At 71.9% G+C, this 1,891-nt stretch carries 1 protein-coding gene, 1 rRNA gene and 1 pseudogene; 2 read left to right on the forward strand and 1 reads right to left on the reverse strand.

Features of this window, described 5'->3' with window-relative positions:
- Position 1 precedes the first annotated feature (1 nt).
- Positions 2 to 118 (forward strand): 5S ribosomal RNA (gene rrf, locus GV126_RS35280).
- Positions 119 to 187: 69 nt separating this feature from the next.
- Positions 188 to 775: a GNAT family N-acetyltransferase gene (locus GV126_RS35285; protein WP_159675504.1), complete on the forward strand. Its 588-nt coding sequence runs from the start codon at positions 188 to 190 to the stop codon at positions 773 to 775.
- Between the two features lie 5 nt (positions 776 to 780).
- Here the strand turns inward: GV126_RS35285 and GV126_RS35290 are convergent.
- Positions 781 to 1,788: pseudogene (locus tag GV126_RS35290) on the reverse strand (type IV secretory system conjugative DNA transfer family protein); the annotation flags it as partial.
- Between the last annotated feature and the right edge of the window lie 103 nt (positions 1,789 to 1,891).

The following is a 1,891-nucleotide window of genomic DNA, read 5'->3' on the forward strand; positions in this document are numbered from 1 at the left end:
TTTCGGTGGTCATAGCGTGAGGGAAACGCCCGGTTACATTCCGAACCCGGAAGCTAAGCCTTACAGCGCCGATGGTACTGCAGGGGGGACCCTGTGGGAGAGTAGGACGCCGCCGAACAATTCTTCAGAAGAGGCCCACACCTAAATGGTGTGGGCCTCTTCGTTTTTTCTGCACTACCGTTGCGTCATGAGCAGCCCTGACAGCGTCGGCAACGACGCGATGTACGACGAAAAGTACCTCGTCCGGGCCATACGGCCCGAGGAGTGGCGGGCCATGAAGGAGTTGCGGCTCCAGGCGCTGCAGGACCCGGTGGCGCACCTCGCCTTCCTCGACGTGTACGAGGATGCGGTCGCCCGGCCGGACTCCTACTGGCAGGACCGGGCGGCCGGCGCCGGCGAGGGGGCCACCGGCGCACGGCAGTTCATCGCTGAGGGGCCGGACGGCGGGTGGGTCGGGACGGTCACCGTGCTCATGGAGGAGGCCGGCACGGAGGACTGGGCCGGGTTCCCCGTCGAGCGGCGGCAAGGGCACGTCGTCGGGGTCTATGTGCGGCCCGAGCACCGGGGCTGCGGGCTCACCGAGGTGCTGTTCGACGAGGCCCTGCGGTGGGCGTGGGAGGTCGGCGCCGAGCGGGTGCGGCTGATCGTGCACGAGGACAACGGGCGGGCCCAGCGCTTCTACCGCAGGGTCGGTTTCGTACCGAGCGGCCGTACGGTGCCGCTGGCCGCTCGGCCGGGCGAGATGGAGCTGGAGTACGTCCTCGAGCGTCCGTGACGGCGTCAGACCGGGAGTTCGTGGTGCGGCCAGCGAGCGCGGGCCTGCTCGCGGGAGCGCAGCAGAGCGAGGGTCGGCATGCCGTGCTCCGGGCCGTCGGCCAGCAGTTCGGGGAGTTGCGGGAGCGGTGCCACGGCGGCCACGTCGTCGAGGACGAGCGTGAGTGGTGGGTCGAGCCGACCGGAGGATGACCGTTCGGCCATGCGCCGGCCGCGCTCGACCACGCTTGCGGCGAGTGCCGTCAGAAGAGGCATCGCGCCGGGGTTCGTACGGGGGTCCTCGATGGATTCCCCCACCAGATAAAGCGTTCCCCCTTCGGGGACGAAGGAATCCAAGGCGAGCGCATCAGTTCGGTTCGGTGTGCACGCCTCGCGGATGTTCACTGTGAACAGGGAGGCCAGTGCGCGGCTGGTCAACTCCTGGGCGATGTCGCGGCGGTCCGGGTGGGAGGTGAGTGCCGCCTCCAGTTCGCCGGCCGACCCGGCGGCCGCCTTGGGGTTCGTGCGCAGGGCCCGTACGGCTTCCTGGAGTTGGGTGCCCTGGGCCCAGCGGTGGACGTGGCGGATGGTGCGGCCGTCGACGGCGGCCGCGTGCAGGAAGCTGCGCAGGAGCGTCTGCGCCGTGTCCGCGAGCGGTTGGTCGATCTTGGCGGTGGGGCGGACGGGGGCGAGGACGGCCGCGGCCCGGGCGGCCGCGGTCTGCTGGTCCTCGCAGCCCTGGACCGGGGACCAGTGGAGGCGGGCCGGGGTGTCGCACAGGTGCGTCGGGTCGTAGAGGAGGACCGGGCCGAGCTTGGCCCTGGAGTCCTTCGTGTCCTGCCACAGCGCCGGGTCCGAGGTGATGACGAGAGCCGGTCCGGCGGCGTCCCGGACGGCCTGGGCCGCCGCGGCCCGGCGGGCGTCCCTGGGGCCCACGACGACTCTCTGCCGGGCCGTGGTGAGCGGCTGGGCGGGCTGTGCGCCGACCCTGGGGGGCCCGGGCGGGTCGGGGGCGGCGCGCCGGGGGGGGGCTGGCCCCTATACACATCCGACGCCGCCGGCGGCCCCCGTCGTGGGGGTCGTGGCGGCGCGCGTCCCGGACTAGAACACATACCGCGAGTCTCCGCCGGTCTCTTGG

It is taken from the genome of Streptomyces mexicanus (assembly GCF_902506575.1).
Lineage (GTDB): Bacteria > Actinomycetota > Actinomycetes > Streptomycetales > Streptomycetaceae > Streptomyces > Streptomyces mexicanus.

What these genes read in the sequence shown, in the direction of transcription:
- GV126_RS35285 (WP_159675504.1), top strand. Translation starts at nt 188, where the DNA reads ATGAGCAGCCCTGACAGCGTCGGCAACGACGCGATGTACGACGAAAAG.